The 25606-nt window shown below is 68.9% G+C and carries 19 protein-coding genes and 1 pseudogene; 14 read left to right on the top strand and 6 right to left on the bottom strand.

The genetic code is table 11. The features are described from left to right. Window positions 1–487: 487 nt before the first annotated feature. Complete coding sequence (locus BKN51_RS31395) at window positions 488–1429, bottom strand: MerR family transcriptional regulator (RefSeq protein ID WP_101613564.1); 942 nt, start codon at window positions 1427–1429, stop codon at window positions 488–490. A gap of 60 nt (window positions 1430–1489) precedes the next feature. Between BKN51_RS31395 and BKN51_RS31390 the strand changes: the two genes are divergently transcribed. From BKN51_RS31390 to BKN51_RS31360, 7 genes and pseudogenes are all read left to right on the top strand, one after another. Continuing rightward, complete coding sequence (locus BKN51_RS31390) at window positions 1490–1951, top strand: DUF3180 domain-containing protein (RefSeq protein ID WP_101611072.1); 462 nt, start codon at window positions 1490–1492, stop codon at window positions 1949–1951. A 69-nt stretch (window positions 1952–2020) separates the two neighbouring features. After that, on the top strand, window positions 2021–4066 hold the full coding sequence (locus tag BKN51_RS31385; RefSeq protein WP_101611071.1) for a DUF6779 domain-containing protein: 2046 nt from the start codon (window positions 2021–2023) through the stop codon (window positions 4064–4066). 207 nt (window positions 4067–4273) lie between these two features. Beyond that, window positions 4274–5443 (top strand): PrsW family intramembrane metalloprotease, encoded by a 1170-nt coding sequence (locus BKN51_RS31380; protein WP_101611070.1) that lies wholly within the window; start codon window positions 4274–4276, stop codon window positions 5441–5443. Between the two features lie 135 nt (window positions 5444–5578). Next, window positions 5579–6523, top strand: a pseudogene (locus BKN51_RS31375) (Rossmann-like and DUF2520 domain-containing protein); the annotation flags it as partial. After that, entirely contained in the window at window positions 6520–7428 is a 909-nt protein-coding gene (gene panC / locus BKN51_RS31370) for a pantoate--beta-alanine ligase (RefSeq protein WP_101611068.1), read from the top strand. The pseudogene BKN51_RS31375 and the gene panC, both read left to right, overlap by 4 nt. A gap of 12 nt (window positions 7429–7440) precedes the next feature. Next, window positions 7441–7935: an aspartate 1-decarboxylase gene (gene panD / locus BKN51_RS31365; RefSeq protein ID WP_101611067.1), complete on the top strand. Its 495-nt coding sequence runs from the start codon at window positions 7441–7443 to the stop codon at window positions 7933–7935. Between the two features lie 4 nt (window positions 7936–7939). Further along, window positions 7940–8725, top strand: a complete 786-nt coding sequence (locus BKN51_RS31360) for a type III pantothenate kinase (RefSeq protein ID WP_101611066.1) — start codon at window positions 7940–7942, stop codon at window positions 8723–8725. A 132-nt stretch (window positions 8726–8857) separates the two neighbouring features. On the opposite strand, the gene BKN51_RS31355 is transcribed toward BKN51_RS31360, so the two are convergent. After that, the gene (locus tag BKN51_RS31355; protein WP_101611065.1) at window positions 8858–9631 is read right to left on the bottom strand and encodes a class I SAM-dependent methyltransferase; all 774 of its coding nucleotides are present in this window, start codon (window positions 9629–9631) and stop codon (window positions 8858–8860) included. Then, the gene (locus BKN51_RS31350; protein WP_101611064.1) at window positions 9628–10401 is read right to left on the bottom strand and encodes a class I SAM-dependent methyltransferase; all 774 of its coding nucleotides are present in this window, start codon (window positions 10399–10401) and stop codon (window positions 9628–9630) included. The genes BKN51_RS31355 and BKN51_RS31350 overlap by 4 nt, the downstream gene beginning before the upstream one ends. A 98-nt stretch (window positions 10402–10499) precedes the next feature. Between BKN51_RS31350 and lysS the strand changes: the two genes are divergently transcribed. Next, window positions 10500–12011: a lysine--tRNA ligase gene (gene lysS, locus BKN51_RS31345; RefSeq protein ID WP_101611063.1), complete on the top strand. Its 1512-nt coding sequence runs from the start codon at window positions 10500–10502 to the stop codon at window positions 12009–12011. A 151-nt stretch (window positions 12012–12162) separates the two neighbouring features. Then, window positions 12163–12516 carry a histone-like nucleoid-structuring protein Lsr2 gene (locus tag BKN51_RS31340; RefSeq protein WP_005165380.1) on the top strand — a complete coding sequence of 118 codons (354 nt, stop codon included), beginning with the start codon at window positions 12163–12165 and terminating at the stop codon, window positions 12514–12516. Window positions 12517–12522: 6 nt separating this feature from the next. Here BKN51_RS31340 and BKN51_RS31335 read toward each other — a convergent pair whose 3' ends face one another. After that, window positions 12523–13368: an AraC family transcriptional regulator gene (locus tag BKN51_RS31335; protein ID WP_101611062.1), complete on the bottom strand. Its 846-nt coding sequence runs from the start codon at window positions 13366–13368 to the stop codon at window positions 12523–12525. Between the two features lie 78 nt (window positions 13369–13446). Between BKN51_RS31335 and BKN51_RS31330 the strand changes: the two genes are divergently transcribed. The 4 genes from BKN51_RS31330 to BKN51_RS31315 all read left to right on the top strand — a co-directional run bounded on the left by BKN51_RS31330 (window position 13447) and on the right by BKN51_RS31315 (window position 20068). Further along, window positions 13447–14028, top strand: coding sequence for a TIGR03086 family metal-binding protein (locus BKN51_RS31330; protein ID WP_101611061.1), 582 nt, complete (start codon window positions 13447–13449; stop codon window positions 14026–14028). Between the two features lie 435 nt (window positions 14029–14463). Next, window positions 14464–17022 (top strand): ATP-dependent Clp protease ATP-binding subunit, encoded by a 2559-nt coding sequence (locus BKN51_RS31325; protein ID WP_101611060.1) that lies wholly within the window; start codon window positions 14464–14466, stop codon window positions 17020–17022. Window positions 17023–17272: 250 nt separating this feature from the next. Further along, window positions 17273–19045, top strand: coding sequence for an Hsp70 family protein (locus tag BKN51_RS31320; RefSeq protein ID WP_101611059.1), 1773 nt, complete (start codon window positions 17273–17275; stop codon window positions 19043–19045). Between the two features lie 18 nt (window positions 19046–19063). Continuing rightward, window positions 19064–20068, top strand: a complete 1005-nt coding sequence (locus tag BKN51_RS31315; protein ID WP_199192884.1) for a pyridoxamine 5'-phosphate oxidase family protein — start codon at window positions 19064–19066, stop codon at window positions 20066–20068. A gap of 1 nt (window position 20069) precedes the next feature. Here the strand turns inward: BKN51_RS31315 and pcp are convergent, their stop codons facing one another. Together pcp and BKN51_RS31305 are read right to left on the bottom strand one after the other, a co-directional pair. Continuing rightward, a complete protein-coding gene (gene pcp, locus BKN51_RS31310) occupies window positions 20070–20705 on the bottom strand; it encodes a pyroglutamyl-peptidase I (RefSeq protein WP_101611058.1) in 636 nt (211 codons plus the stop codon). A 142-nt stretch (window positions 20706–20847) separates the two neighbouring features. Continuing rightward, window positions 20848–22263 carry a M1 family metallopeptidase gene (locus tag BKN51_RS31305; protein ID WP_101611057.1) on the bottom strand — a complete coding sequence of 472 codons (1416 nt, stop codon included), beginning with the start codon at window positions 22261–22263 and terminating at the stop codon, window positions 20848–20850. A 151-nt stretch (window positions 22264–22414) separates the two neighbouring features. Between BKN51_RS31305 and BKN51_RS31300 the strand changes: the two genes are divergently transcribed. After that, on the top strand, window positions 22415–25600 hold the full coding sequence (locus tag BKN51_RS31300) for a BTAD domain-containing putative transcriptional regulator (RefSeq protein ID WP_101611056.1): 3186 nt from the start codon (window positions 22415–22417) through the stop codon (window positions 25598–25600). Window positions 25601–25606: the final 6 nt, after the last annotated feature.

The raw sequence follows: 25606 nt of genomic DNA, 5'->3' as shown, positions 1-25606 counted from the left end.
GTGCGAACCACCGCAACCAGAGGACGAAACGCGGGAGGGGGCGTTTGGTCGCGTGGGTCGTGAGTGGCGATTCGGGTTCTGGCCGAGGGTGTCTTGGTCACCTACCGGCCTCTGGCTGCGGTCGTTCACGGGGCCGGGTCGTGAAGGGCCCCTTGCCTACCTTGACAGTAGTGATGGAGACCTTCACTGCCTTCGTGATCGCCCCACGCGCCAGTGATCACAGCGGCTACGTGTGGAGGCTCCCTGCCCTCGGCTCAGCCGAAGAAACTCGACCCTCACGCCTTGCCGAAGTACGTGATGGCCCCCTTCCTTGCGCTAGACGCAAGGAAGGGGGCCATCACGTACTTCAAGCGATCAGGGCGTCACTCACACTCGCCGTCGCCTGACTCCCGCGTTTCGTCCTCTAGTTGCGGTAGTGCGTGGTGCGAACCACCGCAACCAGAGGACGAAACGCGGGAGGGGCGGGCGCGATAGCAAAGGTCCCTTGCTATCCCAGGGCGGAGCGCATCGCGGCGATGATCCACTCGGCCTGCGGCATCTGCGAGGGGAACGACGGCCAGCCGTTCATCCTCCCCAGCAGCACCCAGTAGTGCTCGGCGCGCGGGTCGGAGCTGACCGCCATCCCGTCGGTCAGCCGCCTCCGCCAAGCCGGGTCGGCCGCGTCCCGCCCGTTCCGCGAAGACTCCGCGAAGATCGTCTCCGCCAGTTCCCGGCCCTCGGCCGAGTCCGGCGCAAGGCCGGCTTCGAGCGCTTCGGACGCCTTCGCGCTCCAGGCCATCCACAGTTCTTGCTGCTGTGAGCCGAAGTCCGCCCCGTCCTGCTTCCGGAGCTTCGAGTGCCACTCGCTCATCCGGCGGATGGACGCGCGGAACTCGTCGTCCTGCACGAGCTCGGCGAACTCGATCCACGCCTCCAGCTGCTCGGGCGTCGGGTCGTCGGGCAGTTCCGGTTTCGCCGAGCGCATCCGCTCGTAGAACTGCGGGTCCAGCTCCAGCCCTTCGACCATGTCCTGCCAGAACTCGTCGAGCAAGCGTTTGCGGTCTTCGTCCGACATCGACGCGAGTTTGTTCATCAGTTCGACCTCCTCCAGTGGTGAGTCCCGTTTGGCCACCGCTCGCAGGACCGCGCGGCGCAGCTCCAGCCGCCGGATCTGCTCGTCCAGGGCGGCGACGTGCTGGACCGCGAGGTCCCCGATGGTCGCTTCCCTGGTCAGCGCCCGCTCCACGTCCGCGAGACCCAGCCCGAGCTCCCGCAGCGTCCGGACCAGCTCCAGGCGCGCCATCGCGGTGGCGTCGTAGAGGCGGTAGCCGGAATCGGTGCGGTCGGTCGGCGGAAGGAGCCCTTCGTCGGAGTAGAAGCGGATGGTCTTCACCGGCAGGCCGGTCCGTTTGGCCAGCTCCCCGATGGTGAAAACCGCTGCGGTGCCCATGTGCTTCATCGTCGACTCTCCAGTTGGTGGAGAGTCAAGCCTCCCAGGTAGCGTTGGACCATGCACTTCACCCGGCCACGTGAGCTGGCAGTGGCCGGCCTCCTGGGTTTGGTCCTGGCCTATCTGCTCTTCCAGGTCGCCTACGGATCCTTCCCCGCGCTCCCGCTCTTCGCCGGGATCACGCTGCTCGTCCTCGCGCTCTGCGAGACCGTGCTCGCCTTCATCGTCCGTTCGCGGATCAAAGAAGGGCGGGTGCTGTCCGCGATCTCCGTCGCCCGATCGGTGGCTCTCGCCAAGGCGTCGTCACTCGCCGGATCCGTCATGACGGGGGTCTGGCTGGCGGCTTTCGCGTATCTTTTTCCGCGACGTGACGAACTCCTCGCGGCGAGCGGCGACCTCCGCTCGGCGACGGTCGGGATCGTCAGCTCGGTGGCGCTGGTAGCTGCGGCTTTGTGGCTCGAACACTGCTGCCGGACCCCCGAAGGCAGCGATCGGGAGCGCGATCCCGAGCCGACCGGTTAACGCTCGAGAGCCACCGCTCGAAGTACCGACTAGGTCTCGTTCGGATTACTAGAAGGTACGGTGTTGGGCATGACCGGGGTGGGTGACGACTCGCGCGGCCGCCTTGCGGGTAGGCCGTGGCTTGTCGTCGGCTTGGTTCTCGCCGTCGGCGCGACTCTCGCATTGGTGCTTTCCGACGACCTCCGCTACTTGCGGCTGGGAATCGTCGCGGCGCTGTGGGCCGCCTTGATCGGCGCGTTCCTGGCGGTCCGCTCGCGCAAGCACGTGTCACAGAGCGAAGAAGCCGTCGCCGAAGCGCAGGCCGTCTACGAGCTGGAGCTGGAACGCGAGATCGCCGCCCGCCGCGAGTTCGAGCTGGAGATGGAAGCGGAGACCCGGCAGGCCGCCGACAGCCGTTCCCAAGAGGAGCTCGAAGCGCTCAGGGCCGAGGTGACAGCCCTGCGTGAGAGCCTCCAGTCGCTCTTCGGCGGTGGCGAGGTCCTCCTCGAACGTGTCGCGCTCACCGCGCAGGCCACCCGGATGCGGTCCCTCGACAACAAGCAGCTGATGAGCGCGGGGTCCGAGAACGGCAACGGCAAACCCCAGCTCATGGCGGCCAAGAGCACCACGATCGACGTCGACGAGCGTGAACACGGGCGGGAACGCCCGACAGAGATGATCGACCGCGTCCTCGAACCGGCGTCGGTGCGGGCCGGTGCCCCGCCCGCCGCCCGGCGAAAACCGGCGAACGGCCAGGTCAACGGCACCAACGGTGCCAACGGCTACGGCCAGAGCAATCAGGTCCCGCGGCCGAAGCCGGTCGACGAGTCGACTCGCCGCAGCATGCGCAAGGCGGACGCCCGCGCGTCGAAGGCGGCCGAGGCGCTCGCCGCCGAAGCCGCCCGCCGCGAGCGGCTCGAAATGTCCAACCCCGGGATGTCGCCCGCCGAGGTCTCCCGGCCGATGCCGAGGGTCGACCCCAAGCGCAAGACCCCGCCGCCGGTGACCCCGGCCGAGGTGTCCCGCCCGTCCATGCCGGGGATCTCGCGCGCCGAGGTCTCGCAGCCGTCGATGCCCGCCGTCGCCCGGCAGCCCCAGCGCCCGGAGCCGCCGCGTCAGGAACCGCAGCGCCCGGAGCCCCAGCGCAACGAACCGCCCCGCCGTCCGCAGCAGCCTTCGCTGCAGCAGCGCCTCGACGCCGGCACCGTGCAGCGCCCGCCCGCGCCGCGGCCGGAGGAGCAGACCCGCAAGCAGACACCGCCGGTGAAGCCCGCGGCTCAGGCGAAGCCGGTCAAGAAGGTCGAGCCGGACCGTCCCCGGCCGAACCGCGAGCTCGGCCTGACCCGGCCCGGGATGAAGCCGGTCGAACGGCCTCGTCCGGCCGGTGGCACGCCGCCGCCCGCGAACAAGCCCGCCGCCACGCCGGAGCCGATGGAGGCCACCGGCGAGTGGAAGCCGTCGTGGACGCAGGAGCGCCCGGTCTCCGACCTGAGCGCCGCGTTCCCCCGGAAGGACGACTTCCAGGACCGGCTGCGCCCCGCGCCGCCGTCGAAGCCCCAGCAGTCGGCCTCCCTGCCGCGGCCCCAGTCCAGCCCTCAGCCTCGTCGTGATCCGGAGCCCCCGACCCCGCTGTCGATCCCGGTCGTGTCCGAGCCTCCCCGCCGTGCCGAGCCCGTCCGGCCGCCGGAGCCCGAACCGGTGCGCCGTCCGGCCGCCGAGGCGCCGTCGCGGCACAGCCCACCCGTCGAGGAGCCGCCCGCGGTGAACCCGACGCTGCCCGAAGAGGTCCGCATGACGCAGAACGGGAGCGGCGGACGCCGTCGCCGGGCGGCCGAGGACTCCTCGGTGTCGCTCACCCCGGCCCCCAACGTCCCGGAGCCCACCGGTGGCGGCCGTCGCCGCCGTCCGGACGGCGAGCCCCCGGCTTGGCAGGGCCAGGAGTCGTCAGGCGGCCGTCACGGCGGCAGGCGGGCGAAGCCGGAGGAAGAGGCGCCGTCCCGCAACGGGTCGTCGCACAGCCGTCCGGAGACCCCCGCCGCCGGCTCCCACGCGTCCGGCCGGTCGGTGATGGACCTGCTCGCGGCCAACGGCGCGAACGAGTCCACTCCGCGGCGCAGGCGGCGTGCGGAGGATTGAGTCGCGTCCGACCAGGTGAGCCCGCGACCGCGATCGACGTCGGAAGGGCGCTGGTGGGTCGATTCGGTCGCGTTCTCGAGGCTGGGCGCCCTGTCACCGCGATGGCGGGGCCTTCGGCCGGGCGGGTTCACACGTGTGGCCCGTCCTGTCTCGAACTTCAGCTCCACGTCCCGCTCCTGTCCCGTACCGACGGTAGGGTGACCCGCTGTGAGCGAGCCTTCCTCCCCGGCGCCCGGTCCCGACCGGGCCCGCCGGTCTCGGTCGATCACCGTGCTGCTGCCGGTGCTCGGGCTGATCGCCGTCGCGTTGTGCGGGCTGTTCGTCTTCGGCACGGTGACCGAGAAGGTCGGCCTGCCCGCGGTGACGATCGGCGTGCTCGCGGCCCTCGTGCCGGTCGGCGTGGTGGTCACCGCGTTCCTGTGGGTCGACCGCTGGGAGCCGGAACCGCCCAAGCTCCTGCTGCTGTCCTTCGTCTGGGGCGCGTGCGTCGCGACGATCATCGCGCTGCTGCTCAACAGCGGTGCCGAGGCCGTCGGTGACCTGCTGCTCGGCAGTGGCGGCGGCGGCAAGATCAGTGGCCTGGTTTCCGCACCTCTGGTCGAGGAGGCCGCGAAGGCCGCGTTCATCCTGCTGCTGTGGTGGCGGCGCCCGAGCGAGTTCGACGGCGTCGTGGACGGCATCGTCTACGCCGGGTTCACCGCGGCCGGGTTCGCCTTCACCGAGAACATCTATTACTTCGGCCGTGCCTTCGCCGAACACGGCTTCGGCGACGGCACCAGCGCCGGCGTGCTCGCGGCGTTCTTCCTCCGCGGAGTGCTTTCGCCGTTCACGCATCCGCTGTTCGCCGTGATGACCGGAATCGGGCTCGGCGTCGCCGCGAGCAGCAAAGTGCGCTCATTGCGGATCCTGGCGCCGATCGGCGGCTACGTCGTCGCCGTGCTGCTGCACGCGCTGTGGAACGGCGCCGCGCTGCTCGGCGGGGCCAAGACCTTCCTGAACGTCTACTTCCTGATCATGGTGCCGTTGTTCATCGGCGTCTTCTCGGTGGTGGTCATGCAGCGGCGCCGCGAGCAGCGGATCGTCGCGGCCGCGTTGCCGATGATGGTCGACGCGCGCTGGATCGCGCCGTCCGAGGTGACGCTGCTGGCCAGCCTGTCGGGGCGGCGCTCCTGGCGGAAACAGGCGCGGAAGCAATCGGGACGGGACGCGGCGAAGGCCGTAGGCCGCTATCAGGCCAGCGTGACCGAGCTGGCGTTCCTGCGACGCGGCAGGAAGCTCACCGACGAGGGCAAACAGCGGCAGCGTGAACTGCTGCAGGTGCTCAAGACGTCGCGCGCCGACGCCGTGCGGCTGGCGGACGGTGCTCCGCGCGGGTGACCCGTATCAGGTGAAGCTGGTCACGAGGACCGGTTCGGACGCGCGCCCGAGGGTTACCCTCGCGCCGTCGTCCGGTACCCGCGACCACAGAGCGGGACTGGAACGAATTGAGGAGTTTTCGACCATGAGCGTCCACAGGCGCACGCCATGATGAGGCCCGCTCGCTTGGCCGTGGGCGTCGTTTCCGCCGGCCGGGTAGGCAGTGTCGTCGGCGCCGCACTCGCGAGGGCCGGGCACACGGTCGTCGCCGCTTCGGGCCTTTCCAACGCTTCGGTACGCCGGGCGGAGCAACTGCTCCCCGACGTGCCCCTCCTGCCGCCCGACGAGGTCGCCCGCCGCGCCGATCTGGTCCTGCTTGCCCTGCCGGACGACGCGCTCGCCGGGATGGTGCGCGGTTTCGTCGCGACCGGTTCCCTGCGACCGGGTCAGATCGTCGTGCACACCTCCGGGTCGCACGGCATCGACGTCCTCGCGCCCGCCGCCGAGGCGGGCGCGCTGCCGCTGGCCCTGCACCCCGTGATGACCTTCACCGGCCGCACGGAGGACCTCGACAGACTGGCCACCTGCAGCGTCGGCGTCACCGCCACAGAGGGTGACGAAGCGGCGTGGAACGTCGGCGAGGCGCTGACCGTGGAGATGGGCGCGGAGCCCGTCCGGGTCCCTGACGAGGCGCGAGCGCTCTATCACGCGGCGTTGGCGCATGGCGCGAACCACCTGATGACCCTGGTCGCCGACTGCGCGGAATTGTTGCGGGAAGCGGGAATCGGCCAGCCCGAACGCCTGGTGGCTCCGTTGCTGTCGGCGGCGTTGGATAATGTTCTGCGACACGGGGACCGGGCACTGACCGGGCCGGTGGCCCGTGGTGATCTCGGCACCGTGCGTAAGCACCTCGCGGTGCTGGCCGAACGTGGCCCCGACATCGCCCCGAGCTATCGCGCGCTGGCCAAGCGCACGCTGGCACGCGGCGACGCCGCCGGGCTCCTGGACCCCTCGGCCGCCGCCGAACTCACCGAACTCCTCAGTGATCCCGCAGATCCCGCAGATCCCGCAGACCCCGCCGAAGGGCAGCAAAACCAGTGACCACACCCAAATTCGCCCGAGGCACGCTGCACACCTTCCAGCCGCCGGAGCAGGTGAGCCAGGTGACGCGTGCCCTGCACGGGGTCGGCCGCAAGGTCGCGCTGGTGCCCACCATGGGCGCCCTGCACGCGGGGCACCGCGAGCTGATCCGCCGGGCGAAGCGGCTGCCGAACACGGTCGTCGCGACGTCGATCTTCGTGAACCCCCTGCAGTTCGGGGAGGGCGAGGACTTCGAGGCGTACCCGCGTCCGCTGGACAAGGATCTCGAGGTGCTGAAGGAGGACGGCGTCGAACTGGGCTTCCTGCCCAAGGCGTCGGATCTGTACCCCGACGGGGCCACCGTCACGGTGCACCCCGGCCCGCTCGGCGACGAGCTCGAAGGAGCGGTGCGGCCGGGGCATTTCGCCGGCGTGCTCACCGTGGTGGCGAAACTGTTCAACATCGTGCGGCCGGACTACGCCTTCTTCGGGGAGAAGGACTACCAGCAGCTGGTGCTGATCAAGAAGATGGTGCGTGACCTGAACATCGAAACCCGGGTCATCGGGGTGCCGACGGTCAGGGAACGCGACGGGCTGGCGTTGTCCTCGCGCAACGTCTACCTGACTCCTGAACAGCGTGAGGACGCGATCGTGTTGTCGGCGGCACTCACCGCGGGTGCCTTCGTCGGGCGCGACGGCGCGGACGCCGTGCTGGCGACCGCCAGGAAGACCCTCGCCGCGCGGCCCGCGGTCGAGATCGACTATCTGGAGTTGAGGGGAACCGACCTCGGGCCCGCGCCCGTCGACGGTGAAGCGCGGTTGCTGATCGCGGCCAGGGTGGGGAGTACCCGGCTGATCGACAACGTGGGTGTGGTGCTCGGCGCTGCCGCGGACCATCCCCGGCACGCGCTGGACGCAGGGGAATAGGGAGAGTCCACGATGTACCGCACGATGCTGAAATCGAAGATCCACCGGGCCACGGTGACCCAGGCGGATCTGCACTACGTCGGTTCGGTGACGGTCGACGAAGATCTGATGGACGCGGCGGATCTGCTGCCGGGCGAACAGGTGTCCATTGTGGACGTCACCAACGGCGCGCGCCTCGAGACGTACGTGATCGCGGGCGAACGCGGCAGCGGGGTGCTCGGCATCAACGGCGCCGCCGCGCATCTGGTGCACCCCGGCGATCTGGTGATCCTGATTTCGTACGCGCAGATGGAGAACGCCGAGGCGGCCTCGTTCCGGCCGCGGGTCGTCTTCGTCGACGCGGACAACCGGATCGTCGAGAAGGGCGGCAACCCGGGGCACGCGCCGGAGGGCTCCGGGCTGATGAGCGGCACCGTGACACTGGCCGACGACGACACGATGACCTTCCCGGTCGCCGAAACCGCCGACGCCCGCCGTCTCGACGCGCTGCTGCACGCCGAAAGCTGAGCCCTTGCTGCTCACGGTCGACGTCGGCAACACCAACATCGTGCTCGGTCTCTACAACGGGCAACAGCTGGTGGGTGACTGGCGCATGCGCACCGACGCGCGGATCACCGCCGACGAGCTCGCGCTCACCATGCGCGGGCTCCTCGGCCCGCACGCGGACGCGATCACCGGGATCAGCGCGCTGTCCACGGTGCCCGCCGTCCTGCGGGAGCTGCGCGTCATGCTCACGCGGTATTACGGGCGGTTGCCGAAGATCGTCATCGAGCCGGGAGTGCGCACCGGGGTGCCGCTCCTGGTCGACAACCCCAAGGAGGTGGGCGCGGACAGGCTGGTGAACACCCTGGCCGCGCACCATCTGCACCCCACCACCGCCTGTGTGGTGGTGGATTTCGGGACTTCGACCAATGTGGACGCCATCTCCGCGAAGGGCGAGTTCCTCGGCGGCGCGTTCGCGCCCGGTATCGAGATCTCGGTCGACGCGCTGGCCGCGCGGGCCGCGGCGCTGCGCAAGGTCGAGCTGGTGCCGCCGCGGTCGGTGATCGGGAAGAACACCGTGGAATGCCTGCAGTCCGGCATCCTCTACGGCTTCGCGGGCCAGGTCGACGGCCTGGTGAAGCGAATCAAACGCGAGCTTTCGCCGGGCGGGACGGATCCGGTCGCGGTGATCGCGACCGGCGGCCTCGCGCCCCTGGTGCTGGAGGAGTCGGAGACGATCACCGAGCACGCGCCGGATCTGACGCTGCTGGGCCTGCGGCTGGTCTACGAGCGCAACCACCACTCCCGCGTTTAGTCCTCTAAATGCGGTTTCCCTGGGGCGCGGCGTGCAATGAAAGGCCCGTTACTTGCAAAATTTGCAAGTAACGGGCCTTTCATTGCACGCGCGGCACGGAGACGGAGGCGGAGGAGAGGGGAGCGCGGGGTGTTAGCGGCGTGAAGCGACCATGAGTACCCGCCGCGTCATCAGGTCCTGGTTCCGCAGCGCCTGCTCGAGGCTCGCGCGCAGCCTGGACGGATCCTCGCCCGACTCCGCAGCCAGGTCCTCCACACGCTCCAGCGACAGTTCCATGGTCCGCTGCTGCCGCGCCCGCCAGTCCGGCGTCTCTTCGTAGGAGAGAACGTCGAATCCGGCCGATTCCAGCAGCGGCCGGTGGTCGGCGACCTGCGGCGGCCGGTTCTGGGGCTGTCCGTCGAAGTCCCAGGTCGTGACGACCAGCCGCCCGCCCGGCACGAGGATCCGCGCGAACTCCGCGCAGGCGAGTGCCTTGTCGGGCGCGAACAGCAACGCGTCGACGCTCATCACCGCCTCGGACGACGCGTCGTCCAGACCGGTGTCCGCGAAGGTGCCGACCCGGAAATCGGTCGCTTCGACGTCCGAAAGGGGCAGAGCCTCGGCGCGACGCCGCGCCGAAGCCAGCGCCGTCTCCGCGATGTCGATGCCGGTGAGCGTCGCGTAGGTGCGGGCGGCGACCCACAGGCCCGGCCCGCCGCGTCCGCAGCCGAGGTCGGCCAGCCGCCGGCCCGGCTCCAGCCGGGCTTCCTCCGCAATGCGGTGCAGGTCGGTGCGGGTGACGAAGCTGTAGGTGTCGAGCTCGGCGGGGTACTCGTCGCCGTACACCTCGGTCCAGATCCGCGCGGACACCGCGGAGGCCGGCGCGCCGAACGTCGCGGTGAACGTGGCCTTCCAGTCGGCGTTCACCGGCGGCGCGCCCGGAAGACGGTGGTGGTGATCGGCAGGTCGAATTCCCCCGAGGCGGTTTCCGGGTTCCGGTCGAGGAATTCCCGTGCCGTGCGAAGTTTGGCTTCGCGTTCCTCCGTCTCCGCCACCAGCATGTGCGAATGGGTGGCGAGAGTCGCCACCAGGGTTTCGGCCGTCCTGGGTTGTTTGTGACCGAAAGTCTTCTTCTCGAACGGCTCGAAGGCCTCATGTTCCGGAAGCGATTCGTAGTCGCTCAGCCAGCGCCTGCTCGCCGAGGTCTTGATCAGCGTGTTGAGCTCCGCCAGCCAGCCCGTCGACTCGTCGTCGTGGTTCCACAGCGCGGCGACGATCCCGCCCGGCTTCAGCACCCTGGCCATCTCCGGATAGGCCCGGTCGAGGTCGAACCAGTGGAAGGCCTGGCCCGCGACCACGGCGTCCACGGAGGCGTCCGGCAGCGGGATCCGCTCGGCCGTCCCGATGAGCGGGGTCACGGAAGGGAAGGTCTTGGTGAGCTCTTCGAGCATCTTGGCGTCCGGTTCGACCGCGGTGACCGTGACGCCCAGCGCGAGGAGCCCTTCGCTGACCTTGCCGGTACCCGCGGCGAGATCGAGGACCTCCGCCGGCCTTTCCTCGGCACCCGCCAGCCCCCAGGCCAGTGCCTTTTCCGGATAGTCCGGCCGATGTGCGGCATAGGCGGCGGCCTTGGCGCCGAACGAGGCGGCGCGGCGTGCGTGCAGTTCCGGTTCGATGCCAGGAGTGGATGCGTTCACGCGACCGGAGGTTAATGGAGAGAAACCGGCCGGTCCCGAGTGCCGGAAAAGGTAATCCGGTTGGCGTAGGGAAGGAGCGGGTTCGTACGCTGTGCGCCATGACTGAAATCCCCGCATCCGAGGGCGCTGGCCCCGACGAAGACCTGCCGGAACAGATGCGGGTGCGCCGGGACAAGCGCGACCGGATAATCGCGGAGGGTATCGATCCGTATCCGGTCGAGGTTCCCCGGACGCACTCACTGGCCGAAGTGCGAGCGAAGCATTCCGGCCTTCCGGTCGACACCGCCACGGGCGACATCGTGGGCATCACCGGCCGGGTCATGTTCATGCGCAATACCGGCAAACTGTGTTTCGCGAGTCTCCGTGAAGGCGACGGCACCGAGTTGCAGGCGATGATCAGCCTCGCGAAGGTGGGTGAAGGCGCGCTCGCGGCGTGGAAGTCCGATGTCGATCTCGGTGATCACGTATTCGTCGAGGGCGAGGTCATCACCTCCAAGCGCGGTGAGCTTTCCGTGATGGCCGACTCTTGGCGGATCACGTCGAAAGCATTGCGCCCGTTGCCGGTGATGTACAAAGACCTCGCCGAGGAAACGCGGATCCGGCAGCGTTATGTCGATCTGATCGTGCGTCCCAAGGCCCGGGACGTGGTCCGTACCCGTGCCGGTGTGCTGCGTTCCCTGCGTGACTCGTTTCACGGCCGGGGATTCCTCGAGGTCGAGACCCCGATGCTGCAGACGCTCCACGGCGGCGCGGCGGCACGGCCATTCGTCACGCATTCGAATGCCTTCGACCTCGATCTGTACCTGAGGATCGCGCCTGAGCTGTACCTCAAGCGTTGCGTGGTCGGCGGTATCGAGAAGGTCTTCGAGATCAACCGGAACTTCCGGAACGAAGGCAGCGACTCGTCCCACTCGCCCGAGTTCGCCATGCTCGAGTACTACGAAGCGTATGCGACCTACGACTCCAACGCGGTGATGACGCGTCAGCTCATCCAGGAGGCGGCGCAGAACGTTCTCGGTACTCAGGTGGTCACTCTCGTCGACGGTTCGGAGTACGACCTGTCCGGCGAGTGGACCACACTCGGAATGTACGAGTCGTTGTCCGAGGCGTTGTCGGAAGAGGTCACTCCCGAGACATCGGCGGACAAGCTGCGTTCCTATGCCGAAGGGCGAGAGCTGGAGCTCGACCCAAAGTTAGGGCACGGCAAACTCATCGAAGAACTTTGGGAACACCTCGTCGGCGATCATCTCCACGAACCTACTTTTGTCCGTGATTTTCCGGTCGAGACATCCCCGCTGACCAGGCAACACCGCAGCAAGCCGGGGGTGGCCGAGAAGTGGGATCTGTACGTACGCGGATTCGAACTGGCCACCGGATACTCCGAGCTGGTGGATCCCGTGGTAGAGCGTCAGCGTCTGGTGGAACAGGCTCGGCTGGGTGCGCAGGGCGATAGTGAGGCCATGAACCTGGATGAGGATTTCCTCCGTGCGCTGGAGTACGGAATGCCGCCGAGCGGTGGTGTCGGAATGGGGATCGACCGGTTGCTGATGGCGCTGACCGGCCTTGGTATCCGGGAGACCATCCTGTTCCCGCTCGTCCGACCTGAATAACCCGTCCGCGTGACAGATACCTCGATCGTTCTCGTAAACAAGATTTGCGTTATGTCTCGGTAGCGGGTATTAATGTCGCTAGACAAAGTCTTCTGTCCGGGGCATGCCCCGTACCAGATCATTCGTGTAAGCCCCCAGCAGGAGGAAACAGATGGCACAGAAGGTGCTCGTCTCGCTCGTCGACGACCTCGACGGCACTGAGGCGGAAGAGACCGTCGAGTTCGGTTTGGACGGTGTCAGCTACCAGATCGACCTTTCCGCGGAAAACGCGGAAGAGCTTCGTGACGCGTTGGCCCAGTATGTGGAGCACGCCCGCCGCGCGGGTGGCCGTAAGCGCACCGCCATTCGTCCGGTCGCAGGCGTGAAGGCCGCCGCCCGCCCCGCGACCGTGGACCGCGAGCAGAACCAGGCCATTCGCGCCTGGGCCCGCAAGAACGGCTTCCAGGTTTCCGACCGTGGACGTATCCCGTCCGAGGTCGTGGAGGCCTACCACAAGAAGAACTGAGGTCTTTCAGACCTTCGAGCCGCCGGGAAACCTTTCCCGGCGGCTTTCTTGTTCTTGTACACGGTTCAAGCGGGCGTACTCGGTGGGCGCCCATCCGGTCACGGAGCGGAAATCCCGGATGAAGTGCGCTTGGTCGCTATAGCCCAGTGCCGTCGCCAGTTCCGCGTAGTCCGGTCGTTCCTCGGCCGCGATCCGTGCCGCCGCTTCGTTCAACCGGTATACCTGAATCGCCCATTTGGGGGCGGTGCCGACATGTTCGGCGAACAGGCGTTGCAGACTTCGCTGAGACAGGCCCGTTCGGCTTGACAGCTCCCCGACCCTGGTAATGGCCGGTTCGGCCGCGATTGTTTCCACCGCTTCGATGGCCGTCCTGGCCGCGGCGGTGAGCACGGGGTGTTTCGCGAGGAGCAGTTCCTCGCATCGGCGGACCATTTCGAAGTCGTCCGTCGCATTGCGTACCGATTCCGTCACTCCCGCGGCTTCCGGGAAGAGATCGGTGAGTGGAACGGAACGGCCGGAGATCATCGTGACCGGCCCGGTGAGGAATGCCCGGAAAGCCCCGGGCCTGAATCGAACGCCGATACCGTGGTCCTTGCCCTCGACGAGGTAGCGGAAAGGCCGTTTCCCGGGCCCGGACGCGCCCGCCGCGTCGCGGAAGAAGGTGACGTTGACCGCGAGATTGGGCAGTACCACTTGTTCGTGGGCCGGACGGCCGCTCAGATCCCAGCGCAGCACCCAGTGATGATCGACGAACGGCCTCAGTTCCGGCGACGGCCGATGCCGCACGAGGCCGAACTTCGCGCTCGCCTCCCGCGCGTTGACGATCCCCGCGGGGATCCGGTGCCCACTCACCGGTTCAACTTAGCCCTGTCCTGAAACCTGTCGTGTTTCTTCAAGACGGCGCAACCCTTCCCGTGAACTCATGCCCCCATGTCCGAACACGCTGCCCTGATCGCCCCCGCCGCCGCGGAATTCGCCGGAATCCTGCGCGGGATCGGCGAGACCGAACTCGCCGCCCGCACCCCGTGCGCCGATTACGACGTCCGCGCGCTGCTGAACCACCTTCTCTACTGGGGCCCTTGGCTCGAAGCCGCCGGGCGCAAGACGCCGCCGCCCGAGGTGGCCACGGGCGAGGCGGAGGCGGGTCTCGTCGGCGCCGATTGGCTCGACGCCGTCGAGAAGCAGGCCGCACGGCTCGTGGACGTCTTCGGGGCGCCCGAAGCGTGGCAGGGCATGACGGCGCTCGGCACGGCGGAGATGCCCGCCTCGATCATCGGCGACATGGTGCTCGGCGAGTTCGTCCTCCACGGCTGGGATCTGGCCCGCGCGACCGGTCGCACCGTCGACGTCGCGCCCGAAGCGGCCGAGGCCGTGTTCACGTCCGCCTCGGCGATGGGTGATCAGGCCCGGGCGATGAAGGTGTACGGCGAAGAAGTCGTCGTTGCAGACGGCGCAACGACTTTCGAGCGCGCCTTGGGCGCCACTGGAAGGAATCCGGACTGGCGTTCCTGACCCGTTCCGCGGTTTCTCGTCCACTCGCGGCGTCCGCGACCCCGGCACCCCGGCGCCCTCGGCCGCCGGGGTGCCGGCGAGCCCGGCTGTCATTAGGTATGCCTAACCTTACACACGGTCCGTGACTACTCCGGACGGGTGTCCACCCTCTGGGCAGTCTCTGCCCGCGCGTTGTGTTCGCGCTCAGCGGACAACGCGCATCCGACGGAATCCGGACGGCCGTTCGCACGTTGGGCTTGACGTAAAGGTGCAGGGCAACCGGAAGATGAAACAGCGCACGGCCGGAGAACGGCACGGGCGCGAACGGGCCGCAATCAGCCGTAGTGGTACGCCAGCGCGACCGCATGGCTACTAGAGTGGTCTCACGGTGCTGAATCCATCGCGGTGAAAGCACGATGGAAACGGGCCGCCGTCGCAGCAGTCGAGGGAGTGCACATGTTTGAGAGGTTCACCGACCGCGCGAGGCGGGTGGTCGTCCTGGCCCAAGAAGAGGCCAGGATGCTCAACCACAACTACATCGGCACCGAGCACATCCTCCTGGGTCTGATCCACGAGGGTGAAGGTGTCGCCGCCAAGGCGCTGGAATCGCTGGGCATCGCGCTGGAGGGCGTCCGCCAGCAGGTCGAGGAGATCATCGGCCAGGGGCAGCAGGCCCCGAGCGGGCACATCCCCTTCACCCCGCGGGCCAAGAAGGTGCTTGAGCTGTCGCTGCGCGAAGCGCTGCAGCTCGGCCACAACTACATCGGCACCGAGCACATCCTGCTCGGGCTGATCCGCGAAGGAGAAGGCGTCGCCGCACAGGTGCTCGTCAAGCTCGGCGCGGACCTCAACCGGGTGCGTCAGCAGGTCCTGCAGCTGCTGTCGGGCTACCAGGGTGGCAAGGAGTCGACCGAGACCGGCTCCGGACGCGGTGAAGGCACCCCGTCGTCGTCGCTGGTGCTCGACCAGTTCGGCCGCAACCTGACCGTCCAGGCCCGCGAAGGCAAGCTCGACCCGGTCATCGGCCGTGGCAAGGAAATCGAGCGGGTCATGCAGGTGCTGTCGCGGCGCACCAAGAACAACCCGGTCCTGATCGGTGAGCCCGGCGTCGGCAAGACCGCCGTCGTCGAGGGGCTCGCGCAGAACATCGTCAAGGGCGAGGTGCCCGAGACGCTGAAGGACAAGCAGCTCTACACCCTCGACCTCGGCTCCCTGGTCGCCGGTTCCCGGTACCGCGGTGACTTCGAAGAGCGCCTCAAGAAGGTGCTCAAGGAGATCAAGACCCGCGGCGACATCATCCTGTTCATCGACGAGCTGCACACGCTCGTCGGCGCGGGTGCCGCCGAGGGCGCGATCGACGCCGCGTCGATCCTGAAGCCGATGCTGGCCCGTGGCGAGCTGCAGACGATCGGCGCGACCACGCTCGAGGAGTACCGCAAGTACATCGAGAAGGACGCCGCGCTGGAACGACGCTTCCAGCCGATCCAGGTCGGCGAGCCGTCGCTCGAGCACACGATCGAGATCCTCAAGGGTCTGCGCGACCGGTACGAGGCGCACCACCGCGTCTCGATCACCGACGGCGCGCTGGTGCAGGCCGCCACCCTGGCGGACCGCTACATCAACGACCGGTTCCTGCCGGACAAGGCGATCGACCTGATCGACGAGGCCGGCGCCCGGATGCGTATCCGCCGGATGACCGCGCCGCCGGACCTGCGCGAGTTCGACGAGAAGATCGCCGACGTGCGCAGGGACAAGGAGTCCGCGATAGACGCGCAGGACTTCGAGCGCGCCGCCCGCCTCCGTGACGAGGAGAAGACCCTCCTCGGCCAGAAGGGTGAGCGGGAGAAGCAGTGGAAGGACGGCGACCTCGACGTCGTCGCCGAGGTCGACGAGGAGCAGATCGCCGAGGTCCTCGCCAACTGGACCGGCATCCCGGTGTTCAAGCTCACCGAGGAGGAGACCACGCGTCTGCTCCGCATGGAGGACGAGCTGCACAAGCGGATCATCGGCCAGGAGGACGCGGTCAAGGCCGTCTCCCAGGCGATCCGCCGTACCCGCGCCGGTCTGAAGGACCCGAAGCGCCCCTCCGGCTCGTTCATCTTCGCCGGCCCGTCCGGTGTCGGTAAGACCGAGCTGTCCAAGGCGCTGGCGGCGTTCCTCTTCGGCGAGGACGACGCGCTCATCCAGATCGACATGGGTGAGTTCCACGACCGCTACACCGCTTCGCGGCTCTTCGGTGCCCCTCCGGGCTACGTCGGCTACGAAGAGGGCGGTCAGCTGACCGAGAAGGTGCGGCGCAAGCCGTTCTCGGTGGTGCTGTTCGACGAAATCGAGAAGGCCCACCAGGAGATCTACAACACGCTCCTGCAGGTCCTCGAAGACGGCCGTCTCACCGACGGTCAGGGTCGTACGGTCGACTTCAAGAACACCGTGCTCATCTTCACCTCGAACCTGGGTACCTCGGACATCTCCAAGTCCGTCTCGCTCGGTTTCTCCCAGGGCGGGGACACCGCGAACCGGTACGAGAAGATGAAGCAAAAGGTCAACGAGGAAATGAAGAAGCATTTCCGGCCCGAGTTCCTGAACCGGATCGACGACATCATCGTCTTCCACCAGCTGACCAAGGACCAGATCATCCAGATGGTCGATCTGATGATCGCCCGGGTCGAGAAGCAGCTCAAGGCCAAGGACATGGAGCTCGAGCTCACGCCCAAGGCCAAGGCGCTGCTCGCCAAGCGCGGCTTCGACCCGGTGCTGGGCGCGCGGCCGCTGCGTCGCACGATCCAGCGCGAGATCGAGGACCAGCTGTCGGAGAAGATCCTGTTCGGCGAGGTCCAGGCGGGCCAGATCATCCTGGTCGACGTCGAAGGCTGGAACGACGAAGAGGGCGAGAAGGACGACAAGGCGCACTTCGTCTTCCGTGGCGAAGCACGTCCCTCGTCGGTCCCGGACGCCCCGCCGGTCAGCATCGGTGCCGGTACGAGCGAAGAGAACGGTGAAGCCGAGGCGGAGTAAGTCTCGGTAATACAGGAAGGCCCCCTTCCTTGCGCTAGGCGCAAGGAAGGGGGCCTTCCTGTATTCGGGGTCAGCGGTGAGCGTGGGGCTCCTGATTGGCTGAAGGGGACTTTCCCCGCGTCTCACGCGGCGAAGGACGCTTTCCCCACATGGCATGCGGGGAAAGCGTCCTTCAGCCACCGCCGTCTGACCGCTCCCGGCCGCGCGATCTCCGCGTGAGACGATGCCCTCGGGTCCGGGAGGGGGTCAGGTGGACGTTCTGGCGATCGATTTCGGTACCTCCAGCACGGTCGGGGTGCTCTCGATCCACGGCAGGGGGACGCAGGTCGTCGAGATCGACGGGTCGGTGACGATGTCGTCCGCGATCTACGTCGACAAGGACGGAACCGTCTTCGTCGGCCGCGACGCCGAACGCCGGGCCAGACTGGATCCGAGCCGGTTCGAAGCGAATCCGAAGCGGCGCATCGACGAGGGCGCCCTCCAGCTCGGTGACGTCACGCTGCCCATCGCGGACGCCTTCGCCGCGGTCCTGCGCCGCGTCGGCGAGGAGGCGGAGCTGCTGCTCCAGCGCCCGCCCGCGCAGGTGCGCATCTCCCATCCCGCGGGCTGGGGTCCCGATCGCAAGCAGGTCCTCCGCGACGCCGCGCTCAAGGCCGGTTTCGGCACGACGCTGCTCATCCCCGAGCCGGTCGCCGCCGCGGCGCACTACGCCTCCCTGAACCACGGTCACCGGCCGCCGGGTCCGATCGCGGTGTACGACCTCGGGGCTGGCACTTTCGACTGCGCCGTCGTCGGTGTCAGCGCCCACGGGTTCGCAGTGCTGGCCGAGGACGGCCTGCCCGATCTCGGCAGTCTGGACATCGACCAAGCGCTGCTGGTGCACATCGGCCGCGAGGTTTCGCATTCCGATCCCGCGCAGTGGCAGCGAATCCTGCGCCCGCAGGCGGTCAGCGACCGCCGGACGCGCCGTTCGTTGCTGCAGGATGTCCGTGACGCCAAGGAAAGCCTGTCCCGGCATCAGCAGACCGAGATCCCGATGCCCGAGCCGTTCGGCGACGTGCGGGTGTCGCGGATGGAGCTCGAGGCGCTCGTCCGGCCGAGTTTCCTGCGCAGTGCCGAGCTGCTGGCCGCCACCATCCACCGCGCCGGACTCGGCCCGGCCCATCTCGGCGGGGTCTACCTCGTCGGCGGGCCGAGCCGGATGCCGTTGCTGGCGAGCCTGCTGGCGAACCAGCTCAGGATCACGCCGACGACGCAGGACCAGCCGGAGACGGCGGTCGCGTTCGGGCTGCACCACGTGCCCGCGGGCGGCGAGGACTCGCAGCTGACCGTGCCCGCGTTCGCGCCGGTCGCGGCGCCGGTGCGGCAGCCGCCCGTTCAGCAGCCGGTTCAGCAGCAGCCGCCTCGGCGTCCGCAGCCTCCGCGCTGGACGCCGCCCCCGCCTCCGCCGGGCCGGAGCTGGCAGAAGCCCACGACGTACGGCGTCATCGTGCTCGCCCTCGCGGCGATCGTGACGACGATCGTCCTGCTCAGCGGTGGCAAGGACGAACCGGTCGCCGCTCCGGCTCCAGCACCGAAGCCGGCTTGCGATCAGCCGGGAGTGAAGGACGCGCAGGGATTCACGGACTGCCTCCGCCGGATCGCCGCCGTCATCCCGCAGCGGGACGAGTGCCGGGACGCCCCGGACGCGGCCGCCGCGATGGGGGCGGCTTCCGCGGTCACCTGCGTGTTCAAGAACGACGAGGCGTCGAACGCGATCAACTACTACCAGGGCGTCGCGATGACCGGCCTGGAGGACGACGCCCGGCGGCAGATGACCAAGGGCAAGCCCGTCGAGGGCACCTGGGCGACCGACGGCCTGCGCGGGCGCTACCTGGCGGGCGTGGGCAAGCGAAGCGGCATCGTGCTCTTCGGGACCGAGGACGCGCCGTTGAGCGCGATGCTCGTGTCGACCCGTCGCGACGGTACGGCGCGGACGACCCAGGAGATGGTCGACTTCTTCACCGCGCAGCTCAAACCCTGATTTAGGTAGCCTGACCCCATGGAAGCCATCTGTGACCTGGCCGAACTGGAGCGGGTCGTGGGGAGCAGGCAGCTGCCGGTGATGATGAAATCCATCGACAGGCTCGACCCTCACTGCGTCGCGCTGCTCGGCCGTGCTCCCGTGGCCGTCCTCGGCTACACCGGGGCCGGGCCGAGGGCCGCGGTGGTCGGTGGCGCTCCCGGGTTCGCGGTCCCGGAAGGCCCCCGGCGCTTGCGGCTGCCGATTCCGCCGGACGCCGTGTCGGGCACCGGCGCCGCGTTGCTCGTCCTGCTTCCCGGCTGGCGCGAGACGTTGCGGATCAACGGAACGGTGGACGACGGCGCCCTCGTCGTCGAGGAGGCTTTCCTGCACTGCGGCAAGGCCGTGATCCGCTCCGGCGTCTGGGGCCCGGCGACGGCGTCCGAGATCACCGGCACCGAGGACGGTCCCGGACTCGGCCCCGCGGCGGCCGCCTTCCTGGGCACCGCGCCGCTCGCGGTGATCACCTCGCGGGACGGCGACGGCCAGGCCGACGCCAGTCCCAAGGGCGATCCTCCCGGCGTCATCCGGCAGGTCGGGCCGAAGACCGTCGCGATCGCCGACCGGCCCGGAAACCGGCGCACCGACACGTTCCACAACGTGCTCGAACGGCCGCACGTGGCGATCGTGGCCCTCGCCCCCGGCGACGACCGCGTCCTCGAACTCACCGGCACCGCGAGCATCAGCGCCGACGCCGAGCTTCGCGAGCCGATGGCCGAACGCGGCCGCACTCCCAAGGCGGTGTTGCTGGTCGAGGTGGAACACACGCGGCTCACGCACAGCGCGGCGATCCGCGATGCGCGTCTCTGGGACGCCGAGTCGCACGTCGACCCGGAAGAACTGCCCAAACCCGCCGCGATCTGGACCGACCACGTCAAGCTCAACGAGACCGCGGGCATCGCCGCGAAACTCCTGCGGAAGGCGGCGGGCGAGCGGATGATGCGCGCCGCGATCTCCGTGGACTACCGGCAGAACCTGTACTGACTCAGTGCAGCGTGCCCGCCGGTGTCGAAAGATCCTCGGTCACCGAAAGCGCGGTGTCCACGATGATCCCCAGCGCTTCCGCCGCCCGGTGCACGGCCAGGCTCGGCGCCGTCGTCCGCGCGGCCTGCTCCGGCGTGTAGGGAACGTGCACGAAACCGCCTCGCACGCCGGGGAAGTCGTTGTCCAGCAAGTGCATCAGCCCGTAGAAGACCTGGTTGCACACGTAGGTCCCGGCCGAATACGAGACCGACGCCGGAAGTCCCGCGTCCTTGATCCCCGCGACACACGCCTTCACCGGCAGGGTCGTGAAGTACGCGTTGGGGCCGCCGGGGATCACCGGGACGTCGACGGGCTGCGAGCCCGCGTTGTCCGGGATGCGGGCGTCGATCAGGTTGATCGCGACCCGCTCCGGGGTCACGCCGGGGCGGCCGCCCGCTTGGCCGACACAGATCACCAGTTCCGGCCGGTACTCGTCGATCGCGTCGCGCAAGGTGACCAGCGACCGCGAGAACACGCACGGCAGTTCGACGGCCACCGCGTCACGCCGCCGGCCGGTGAGCAGGGAAACCGCCTGCCACGACGGGTTCACCCGCTCACCGCCGAACGGTTCGAAACCGGTGAGGAGCACTGACGTCATGCCACTCACCCTAACGTGTGACGCGAGGCGACCCATGCGGTCCGGAAGTACGTGAAGGCCTCCTTCCCTACCTTGAGAGTAGGGAAGGAGGCCTTCACGGACCTGCGATCCGATGTTGCCTAGCCACTCACGAGGGGCGAGGTCAGGCGGCCGGCTTGAGGTCCCCCGGGTACAGGAACTCGGGCGCCGGTTTGGTGTTGCCGTAGAACCACGCGTCGAAGAAGCCCTGGAGGTTCCTGTGCGCGATGCGCTCGGCGAACTTCTGGAACTCAGGCAGGCTCGCGTTGCCGTCGCGGTGTAGGGCCGGCCACGTCCGCAGGATGCGGTCGAAGGGCGCCGCGCCGATGTAGTTCTTCAGCGCGTGCAGTGCCACCGGGCCCTTCGAGTACACGTACGTGAACTCGTTGCCGGGGCCCATGTCGTACAGCTTTCCCGCCCAGAACCGGTCCGTCGCCCTCTGCACGGCGGTCAGGTAGCGCGCCTTGAGGTCCTGGCCCGACTTCGCCTCGGACCACAGCCACTCCGCGTAGGAGGCGAAGCATTCGTTGAGGCAGACGTCCTTCCACTTGTCGACGGCGACCGAGTCGCCCCACCACTGGTGGGCGTTCTCGTGCACGATCGTCGGGACGTTGCCCGCCGCGCCCGAGTAGATCGGCCTGCTCAGCGTCTCCAGCGAGAACCCGATCGGCTCGGCGAGGAAGATGCCGCCCGCCGCGTCCACCGGGTACCGCCCGAACTTCGACGCCAGGAAGTCGATGATCTCCGGCAGTCGCGCTTCGGCCTGCTTGGTCGAGGCGGGCGTGCCGGGGGCGTAGGCGTTGACGACCGGGGTGCCGTCGGACAGCTTCGTCCGCTCGAACTCCCATTTGTCGATCGCGACCGTCGTCATGTACGGCACGGCCGGGGTCTCTTCGGCCCAGGTGTAGGTGGTCTTCCCGCCGTTCTCGACCTGCCCGCGCTCCTGGCCGACCGCGATGACGCTCCATTCCGACGGCACGGTGACCGCGAGGTGGAAGGTCGCCTTGTCCCGCGGGGTGTCGTTGACCGGATACCAGGTCGTGGCGGACTTCGGCTCGCCCGCGACGAACGCGCCGCCGGATTTCGCGTACTGCCAGCCGTTCTCGCCCAGCAGCGGATCCTCGATCGGCTGCGGGACGCCGTGGTAGGCGACCTCGGTGGTGAACCGCTCGTGGTTCCGCAGCGAACGGGCCGGAGTGATCACCAGTTCGTGGTCACCGGTCCGCGTGAACGCCGCCTTCCGCCCGTTGACCTTGACCGAGTCGACGGTCAGCCCGCGCAGGTCGAGGTTGAACGAGCTCAGCGCCTGTGTCGCCCGGCCGGTGATCGTCTGCAGGCCGGTGAGCTGCTTGGTGGCGGGCTCGTAGCCGATCTTCAGGTTGTAGTCGCCGACCTCGTAACCGCCGTTGCCGTCCTGCGGGTAGTAGCTGTCGCCTGCCCCGTCTGCACCGGGTTTCCCGATGCCGGCGACGGCGGTCCCGCCGCCGAGGACACTCGCGGCCAGAACGGCGGCGATGACGGCCGCACTCCGGTACCTCATTCACGCTCCCAGTCGATCGGCTGTCACTTGGCCAAGAACGTAACGCCGCGACCTCGGCCGTCCGCCCGGAAAGCTCCCCGGTGCCCGGATAATCCCCACTTCCGTCGCCTGGTAGAGCTAAGCGTTTGCGGGTTCTGGAAAGCTGGGGTCCGTGCGTGTGACGCTGCTGGGCCCGGTCGGAGCGGAGGCCGCTGACGGCACCCCGGTCGACATCGGCGGTGTCCGCCTCCGCATGCTCTTGGCCAGGCTCGCGCTGGACCCCGGCCGCGGTGTCCCGGCGACGGCTCTCATCGACGGTCTCTGGGGCGCGGAACCGCCCGCCGACGCGGCGAACGCGCTGCAATCCCTGGTCTCGCGCCTGCGCAAGGTCCTGCGTGCCGACGACGTCGGTCTCGACTCGGGCCCTGGCGGTTACCGGCTGGACGTCGCCCGCGAGGACGTCGACGTGTTCCGCTTCGAACGGCTGGCCGCGCAGGGCCGTGCCGAGCTGGCGGCGGGCCGGGACGCCGGTGCGGCCACCGTCCTCGCCGAAGCGCTCGGTCTCTGGCGTGGTCAAGCGCTGTCCGATGTGCTCGAGGCACCTTTCGCGCAGGCGCCGGCGACCCGGCTGGAGGATCAGCGTCTCGAGGCCGCCGAAGATCGCTTCGAGGCGGAGATCCGGCTCGGCGGGCACGACGAGGTCCTCGCGGACCTCAAGGAGGCGGCCGCGCGGAATCCGCTGCGCGAACGGCTCGCCGGGCTGTGGATCCGGGCGTTGTGCGCCGCGGACCGGCAGTCCGACGCCCTCGCCGTCTACGAGGAGGTCCGGGCGGCCCTGGCCGATCAGCTGGGGGTCGACCCCTCGGCCGAACTCCGGGAGCTCCACCTCGCCGCGTTGCGCGGCGAACTCGGCCCGCCGCCCGCGGCCGCCGACCGGCTCCCGGTCCGGCTGACCAGCTTCGTCGGCCGTGACGACGAGTTGAAGCTGGTCGCCGAGCTCCTGTCCGGCGCGCGGCTGGTGACACTGGTCGGTCCCGGCGGTGCCGGGAAGACGCGGCTGGCCACCGAGGTCGCGACGCGGCATCCGGCGCACGCGCGGGGGCGCGTCTGGTTCGTGCCGCTCGCCGGTGTCCGCGATCCGGGTGATCTGCCCGGCGCGGTCTTCGCGGCGCTGGAGCTGTGGGACCTCGGTCTCTCGCACGGCGCCGACCCGATGCGCCGCCCGGTGGACGCGCTGGCCCGCGTCGTGGAAACGCTCGGCGCCGGCGAGTCGGTGCTGGTGCTGGACAACTGCGAGCATCTGGTCGACACGGCCGCGGAGCTGACGAACACCCTGCTGCGCCGCGTGCCGACCCTGCGGATCCTCGCGACGAGCCGCGAGGCGCTGGCCATCGACGGCGAGACGCTGTGCCCGCTCGGCCCGTTGTCCGTCCCGGACGGGAGGCCGACCGTTCCGGAGGCCGCCGAGGCAGGCGCGATCCGGCTGTTCGTCGACCGTGCGCTGGCCGTGCGCCCGGACTTCGTCCTGGACGAGTCCACCGTGGACGAAGTCGCGCAGATCTGCCGTCGGCTGGACGGGATGCCGCTGGCACTGGAACTGGCCGCCGCACGGCTGCGTTCGATGACCGTCGCGCAGATCTCGCAACGCCTCGACGACCGGTTCCGCCTGCTGACCTCGGGCAGCCGGACGGCCTTGCCCAGGCAGCGGACGCTGCGCGCCGTCGTCGAGTGGAGCTGGGATCTGCTCGACGACGCCGAACACGTTCTCGCCAGGCGGCTCTCGGTGTTCGGGGCCGGTGCCGAGGTCGAAGCGATCGAAAGCGTCTGTGCCGGGGAAGGCTTGCCCGTCGAAGACGTCCTGTACGTCCTCGGTTCGCTGGTCGAGAAGTCCATTGTGGACGCGATCGCGGGCGATCACGGCGAGCCGCGCTACCGCATGCTGGAGACGATCCGGGCGTACGCGGCGGAACGTCTCGACGAGGCCGAAGAACGAGAACTGCTGACGAAGGCGTATCACCGCTACTACGCCGAACTCGCCGAGCGGCTGGAGCCGTTGCTGCGGACGCGCGACCAGCTCGTCGCCATCTCGCGGTACGACGCCGAGCACGGCAACATCGTGACGGCGCTCCGTCAGGCCATCGACGTCGGCGACGCGGACATGGCGATGCACCTGTTCGGCGGCGTCTTCTGGTACTGGCTGATCAAGGGGGACAGCGCCAGGGTCGAGTCCTTCGTCTCCGAGGTGCTCGCTTTCGGCGACCGCCTGGAAGAGGACTTCGCGGCCGCGTTCCGGGCGATGCGCGAAATCACCGCGATGGTCCCCGGGGTCGGCGACCCCGAAGCCACGCACGCGCTCATCGACGAATGCGTGCGGACGAACGCGCACAACCGGTTCGCCGGGCTGGCCATCGGCCTGCCCATGCTGGCCTTCTTCAGTCAGAGCAAGGAACTCGCCCACCGCGAGGTGGAGAGGGCGCTGTCGAGCCCGGACCCGTGGGCCAGGTCGGCGGGGTCGTGGGCGCAGAGTTTCATCCTCACCGACGACGGTGACACCGAAGGCGCGGACAGGGCCAGGGACAAGGCTTACGAAGGATTCCTGGCGGTGGGCGACCGCTGGGGCACCGCGATGGCGGTGGGTATGAAGGCGAGCGACATCTCGATGTCGGGCGACCACGAGGCCGCGCTTTCGCTGTACCGGCAAGGGCTCGCCCTCGCGCTCGAACTGGGTTCGCAGGACGACGTGATCCAGCAGCGCTGGCGGCTCGCGACGGAGTACGCGAGGGCAGGCGACCTCGAAACGGCGCTGCACGAGATACGCGAGGCGGAGCGTTACGCGGTCGACACGGGCAACGATCAGCTCGCGGTGATGGTGCTGGTGGGGAAGGCCGATCTGTACGGCCGCCTCGGCCGGATCGACGAGGCGCGCGAGATCGCCGCCCGGTTCCGCGAGCTGATGGCCAAGGTGCCGCTGCCGGGCATGTTCGGCGAAGAGTTCGGCGGGCTCATCGAGACAGGCGTGGCGCTGGCCGCCGGAGATCTGGACGAGGCCGAACGCGGTGCAGCGATCGTCGTCAGGTCCACCGCGGAGCGCGGCGACATGCCCGACCTGGGGCGGATCGTCGAGGTCGCGGGCCTGATCCGGTTCCGGCAGGGGCGGCCCGAGACCGCTGTCCGGCTACTCGGCGCGGGAAAGCTCCTCCGCGGCAGGATGGACCTCGGTGAGCCCGACATCCGGAGGCTGGTCGACGACCTCCGCGAGCACTTCGGCGAGGAGCGCTACGAAGCGCTGCTCGTCCAGGACGCGGGCCTGTCCCGAGCCGACCTGATCTCCTGGATCATCCAGGAAGTGGGCACATGAAGAACT

Origin of the sequence: Amycolatopsis sp. BJA-103, assembly GCF_002849735.1 — a bacterium.
GTDB lineage: Bacteria > Actinomycetota > Actinomycetes > Mycobacteriales > Pseudonocardiaceae > Amycolatopsis.
This window is presented reverse-complemented; position numbering and strand designations above follow the sequence as displayed.

Bases quoted from the DNA above. Each gene is read 5' to 3' on its own strand.
- BKN51_RS31395 (WP_101613564.1), bottom strand. From the start codon at position 1,429: ATGGGCACCGCAGCGGTTTTCACCATCGGGGAGCTGGCCAAACGGACC.
- BKN51_RS31390 (WP_101611072.1), top strand. From the start codon at position 1,490: ATGCACTTCACCCGGCCACGTGAGCTGGCAGTGGCCGGCCTCCTGGGT.
- BKN51_RS31385 (WP_101611071.1), top strand. From the start codon at position 2,021: ATGACCGGGGTGGGTGACGACTCGCGCGGCCGCCTTGCGGGTAGGCCG.
- panD (WP_101611067.1), top strand. From the start codon at position 7,441: ATGTACCGCACGATGCTGAAATCGAAGATCCACCGGGCCACGGTGACC.
- lysS (WP_101611063.1), top strand. From the start codon at position 10,500: ATGACTGAAATCCCCGCATCCGAGGGCGCTGGCCCCGACGAAGACCTG.
- BKN51_RS31340 (WP_005165380.1), top strand. From the start codon at position 12,163: ATGGCACAGAAGGTGCTCGTCTCGCTCGTCGACGACCTCGACGGCACT.
- BKN51_RS31330 (WP_101611061.1), top strand. From the start codon at position 13,447: ATGTCCGAACACGCTGCCCTGATCGCCCCCGCCGCCGCGGAATTCGCC.
- BKN51_RS31325 (WP_101611060.1), top strand. From the start codon at position 14,464: ATGTTTGAGAGGTTCACCGACCGCGCGAGGCGGGTGGTCGTCCTGGCC.
- BKN51_RS31315 (WP_199192884.1), top strand. From the start codon at position 19,064: ATGGAAGCCATCTGTGACCTGGCCGAACTGGAGCGGGTCGTGGGGAGC.
- pcp (WP_101611058.1), bottom strand. From the start codon at position 20,705: ATGACGTCAGTGCTCCTCACCGGTTTCGAACCGTTCGGCGGTGAGCGG.
- BKN51_RS31305 (WP_101611057.1), bottom strand. From the start codon at position 22,263: ATGAGGTACCGGAGTGCGGCCGTCATCGCCGCCGTTCTGGCCGCGAGT.